Genomic DNA, 4,684 nt, shown 5'->3' on the forward strand with positions numbered 1-4,684 from the left:
CCACCCACACACCCCCCCGCGCCCCTCCCAAACACCCCCCCCCCCCCCCGGTTTCATATCCGACACCTTCATCGGAGGCTCTGCGGTGAACGAACTGCCGCAACAGCTGGCCAACGGCCTTGCCCTTGGTGCCCTCTATGGCCTCATCGCCATCGGGTACACCATGGTCTACGGCATCGTCCAGCTCATCAACTTCGCCCACGGCGAGATCTTCATGATCGGGGGCTTCGGCGCCCTCACCACCTACATATGGCTCCCCAGCGGAACCTCGCTCCTGGTGGCGATCCCGCTCATGATCATCGGTGGCGCGATCGCCTCCGTCGCCGTCGCCACAGCCGCTGAACGCTTCGCCTACCGGCCGCTGCGCGGTGCCCCGCGTCTGGCCCCGCTCATCACCGCGATCGGTCTGTCCATCGCGCTCCAGCAGCTCATCTGGGGCTTCTACCCGGGCGCCAAGTCCGCCAAGAGCTTCCCTGAGTTCACCGGCGAGGCTTTCAAGATCTTCGACAACCTCGCCATCCAGCAGGCCGACGCCTTCGTGCTGATCCTCGCTCCGCTCTGCATGCTCGGCCTCGGGCTCTTCGTCTCCAAGAGCCGCAGCGGCCGCGCTATGCAGGCCACCGCCCAGGACCCGGACACCGCGAAGCTCATGGGCATCAATACGGACCGCATCATCGTGATGGCCTTCGCCATCGGCGCCGCCTTCGCGGCGGTCGCAGCGGTCGCGTACGGCCTGGACAAGGGCCAGATCAACTTCGAGATGGGCTTCATCCTCGGGCTCAAGGCCTTCACCGCCGCGGTCCTCGGCGGTATCGGCAACATCTACGGCGCCATGGTCGGCGGTATCGTCCTCGGCCTCGCCGAAGCCATGTCGATCGCCTACATCGCGGACATCCCCGGCATGCAGCAGCTCGGCGGTGGCGCGTGGTCCAACGTCTGGGCCTTCGTACTCCTCATCGTCGTGCTCCTCGTCAGGCCACAGGGTCTGCTCGGTGAGCGCGTCGCGGATCGGGCGTGAGAACTATGACGACCTCCGACACCACCAAGGCAACGGGCACCGCCCCGGCCGACGGCGCCTCCAAGGCGACCACCCTGCGCTGGCTCACCGCCGCGGGCGGCGTGGCCACCGTCGCGAGCACCTTCCTCGCCTGGACGTGGACCTCGGCCTTCCCCGGCAATCTCACCATCAGCGGATACCCCGGCGGCCTCCAGGTCCTCACGCTCGTCGCCGGCCTCCTCACCGTCCTCGTCGCGCTGGCCTCGCTCGGCATCAAGGGCCTCGGCTGGCTGGTGCCCGCGGGCAGCACCAAGGCCCTGCGGGCCCTGGCCCTGGGCGGCCTCGCCGTCACCTGGTTCACCCTCGGCGCCATCACCATCGAGTTGGGCGGTGTGATCAATCTGGAGCCTGGCGGCTTCGTCGCCGCCGTGGTCTCCGTGATTCCCGTCGTCACCGCGTTCCAGCTGCCGGACGACAGCCGCGTGGCCGCCAAGCCCAAGGAGCTCCCTTCCTGGGCCGAGATCCTGGTCATCGTCGCCGCCTTCGCGGTCGGCCTGTACGTGACCACCTACGGCATCGACACCGAGTACGCCGAGCTCTTCACCGGCTACCTCATCCTCGTCGGCTTCGGCGCGGCCGCGCTGATCAAGTCCGGGCTCATGGCGCGCCTGTCAGCGATCACCGCCAAGCACCGCCAGGTCACGGTGATCGGGGCCTTCGTCGCCGCCGCGGCCTTCCCCTTCACCCAGAACACCGACCAGTACACCCTGGTCGCGGTCAACATCCTCATCTTCGCGACCGTGGCACTGGGCCTGAACGTCGTCGTCGGTCTCGCGGGCCTGCTCGACCTCGGATACGTCGCCTTCCTCGGCGTCGGCGCGTACACCGCCGCACTCGTCTCGGGCTCGACGGCCTCCGCCTTCGACATCCACCTGCCCTTCTGGGCCGCCGTCCTGCTCGGCGCCCTCGTCTCACTGATCTTCGGTGTCGTGATCGGCGCCCCGACCCTGCGGCTGCGCGGCGACTACCTCGCCATCGTGACGCTCGGCTTCGGTGAGATCTTCCGTATCGCCATGGGCAACCTCGACGGTGTCTCCGGTCCCCAGATCACCAACGGCCCGAACGGCGTCCCCAACATCCCCGACCTGGAGTTCTTCGGGTACAACTTCGGGGAGTCCCACAACATCCTCGGCTTCGAGCTCGGCGCCTACGCCAACTACTACCTGCTGATGCTCCTCGCGACGGTCCTCGTCGTCGTGGTCTTCAGCCGCGCGGGCAACTCCCGCATCGGCCGCGCCTGGGTCGCCATCCGCGAGGACGAGACCGCGGCCACCGCCATGGGCATCAACGGCTTCAAGGTGAAGCTGATCGCCTTCGCGCTCGGTGCCACCCTCGCCGGCCTCGCCGGTACCGTGCAGGCACACGTGCAGCACACCGTGGTCCCGGAGATGTACCAGTTCGCCGGCCCTGTGCCGCCCAACTCCGCCTTCCTTCTGGCGGCCGTCATCCTCGGCGGCATGGGCACCATCAGCGGACCGCTGCTGGGCGCCGCGCTGCTCTACATGATCCCGGCCAAGCTCCAGTTCCTTCAGGACTACCAGCTCCTCGGCTTCGGCATCGCCCTCATCCTGCTGATGCGCTTCCGTCCCGAAGGCCTCATCGCCAACCGGCGCGCCAAGCTCGAATTCCACGAGACCGACCAACTCGACGTACCGGAACAACGAACCCCCGACGACGCCGCTGTCGGCACGGCCAAGGCTGGGGCGTGAGCACCATGACAACCACCACCACCGCAGAGACCACCACGAAGACGGCCGAGGCCGTCCTCGAAGCCAGCGGCGTCACGATGCGCTTCGGCGGCCTCACCGCCGTGCGCTCCGTGGACCTCACCGTCCGCGCGGGCGAGATCGTCGGACTTATCGGACCCAACGGTGCCGGAAAGACGACCTTCTTCAACTGCCTCACCGGGCTCTACGTGCCCACCGAGGGCACGGTGAAGTACAAGGGCACGGTACTGCCGCCCAAGCCGCATTTGGTCACCAGCGCGGGCATCGCCCGTACCTTCCAGAACATCCGGCTCTTCGCCAACATGAGCGTCCTGGAGAACGTCCTCGTCGGACGCCACACCAGGACCAAGGAAGGCCTCTGGTCGGCGTTGCTGCGCGGCCCGGGCTTCAAGAAGGCCGAAGCGGCATCGCACGCGCGTGCCATGGAACTGCTCGAGTTTGTCGGCCTCGCTCACAAGGCCGACCACCTCTCGCGCAACCTGCCCTACGGCGAGCAGCGCAAGCTGGAGATTGCCCGCGCACTCGCGAGCGACCCCGGCCTGCTGCTTCTGGACGAGCCCACGGCCGGTATGAACCCGCAGGAGACCCGGGCCGCGGAAGAGCTCATCTTCGCGATCCGGGACATGGGCATCGCCGTGCTCGTCATCGAGCACGACATGCGCTTCATCTTCAACCTGTGCGACCGGGTCGCCTGCCTTGTGCAGGGCGAGAAGCTCGTCGAGGGCACGGCGGCGGTCGTCCAAGGCGACGAGCGTGTCGTCGCCGCCTACCTCGGTGAGCCGTTCGAAGGCGAGCCGGGCCAGGAGGAGGCCGCCGAGGTGGAGGCCGCCGAGCAGGCGTCGGCCGCGTCCGCCGCCGACGGCGAGTCCTCGGACGAGACCGACGAGAACGCCGTGAATGCGGACGACGCGGACGAGACCGACGAGACGGACGAGGCCTCCGACCCGGCTGAGGACGAGTCGGACGGCGCCGACGACTCCGATGGCTCTGACGGCAACACCAGCACCACCAGCACGGAAGGGGACGCGAAGTGACCGCACTCCTCGAAGTCGAGGACCTTCGGGTCGCGTACGGCAAGATCGAGGCCGTCAAGGGCATCTCCTTCTCCGTCGAGGCCGGCCAGGTCGTGACTTTGATCGGCACCAACGGCGCCGGCAAGACCACGACCCTGCGCACCCTGTCAGGACTGCTCAAGCCGTCCAGCGGCAAGGTCATGTTCGATGGCAAGCCCCTCAGCGGCATCCCCGCACACAAGGTGGTGTCCCTCGGACTGGCCCACTCCCCCGAGGGCCGGCACATCTTCCCGCGCCTCACCATCACCGAGAACCTCCAGCTCGGAGCGTTCCTGCGTAATGACAAGGCCGGGATCGAGAAGGACATCCAGCGCGCCTACGACCTCTTCCCGATCCTGGGAGAGCGCCGCAAGCAGGCCGCCGGCACCCTCTCGGGCGGTGAGCAGCAGATGCTCGCGATGGGCAGGGCACTGATGTCCCAGCCCAAGCTGCTGATGCTGGACGAGCCGTCGATGGGTCTCTCGCCGATCATGATGCAGAAGATCATGGCGACCATCTCCGAGTTGAAGGCGGCCGGCACGACGATTCTGCTCGTCGAGCAGAACGCCCAGGCCGCGCTGTCCCTGGCCGACCAGGCGTATGTCATGGAGGTCGGCGAGATCAAGCTCACCGGCAGCGGACAGGATCTGCTCCACGACGAGAACGTCCGCAAGACGTATCTCGGCGAGGACTGACCGGTACGCACACATGGAGAGGGGGGGGGGGGGCCGCGCGCGGCGGGGGGGGGGGGGCCGGGCCCGACCCCTGCCGCGCCGCGCCCCGCCCCCCCCCCCCGACGTTCTACCGCGTGCTCGCCGACCCCGGTGACACCGGCTCCGGTTACACCG

4 protein-coding genes are annotated in these 4,684 nt (G+C 68.1%); all 4 read left to right on the plus strand.

The window, feature by feature from the left end:
• Positions 1 to 85: 85 nt before the first annotated feature.
• Genes ACFWI9_RS27765 through ACFWI9_RS27780 form a run of 4 tightly spaced genes read left to right on the plus strand, consistent with a single transcriptional unit; the run spans position 86 to position 4,531 of the window.
• Entirely contained in the window at positions 86 to 1,018 is a 933-nt protein-coding gene (locus tag ACFWI9_RS27765; RefSeq protein WP_387166079.1) for a branched-chain amino acid ABC transporter permease, read from the plus strand.
• A gap of 5 nt (positions 1,019 to 1,023) precedes the next feature.
• The gene (locus ACFWI9_RS27770; protein ID WP_387166095.1) at positions 1,024 to 2,766 is read left to right on the plus strand and encodes a branched-chain amino acid ABC transporter permease; all 1,743 of its coding nucleotides are present in this window, start codon (positions 1,024 to 1,026) and stop codon (positions 2,764 to 2,766) included.
• Positions 2,767 to 2,771: 5 nt separating this feature from the next.
• Positions 2,772 to 3,818 carry an ABC transporter ATP-binding protein gene (locus ACFWI9_RS27775; protein WP_387166097.1) on the plus strand — a complete coding sequence of 349 codons (1,047 nt, stop codon included), beginning with the start codon at positions 2,772 to 2,774 and terminating at the stop codon, positions 3,816 to 3,818.
• The gene (locus ACFWI9_RS27780; RefSeq protein ID WP_387166081.1) at positions 3,815 to 4,531 is read left to right on the plus strand and encodes an ABC transporter ATP-binding protein; all 717 of its coding nucleotides are present in this window, start codon (positions 3,815 to 3,817) and stop codon (positions 4,529 to 4,531) included. Before ACFWI9_RS27775 ends, ACFWI9_RS27780 begins: the two co-directional genes overlap by 4 nt.
• Positions 4,532 to 4,684 lie beyond the last annotated feature (153 nt).

Source organism: Streptomyces sp. NPDC127084 (assembly GCF_042724175.1).
Classification (GTDB): Bacteria; Actinomycetota; Actinomycetes; order Streptomycetales; family Streptomycetaceae; genus Streptomyces.

What these genes read in the sequence shown, in the direction of transcription:
- ACFWI9_RS27770 (WP_387166095.1), top strand. Translation starts at nt 1,024, where the DNA reads ATGACGACCTCCGACACCACCAAGGCAACGGGCACCGCCCCGGCCGAC.
- ACFWI9_RS27775 (WP_387166097.1), top strand. Translation starts at nt 2,772, where the DNA reads ATGACAACCACCACCACCGCAGAGACCACCACGAAGACGGCCGAGGCC.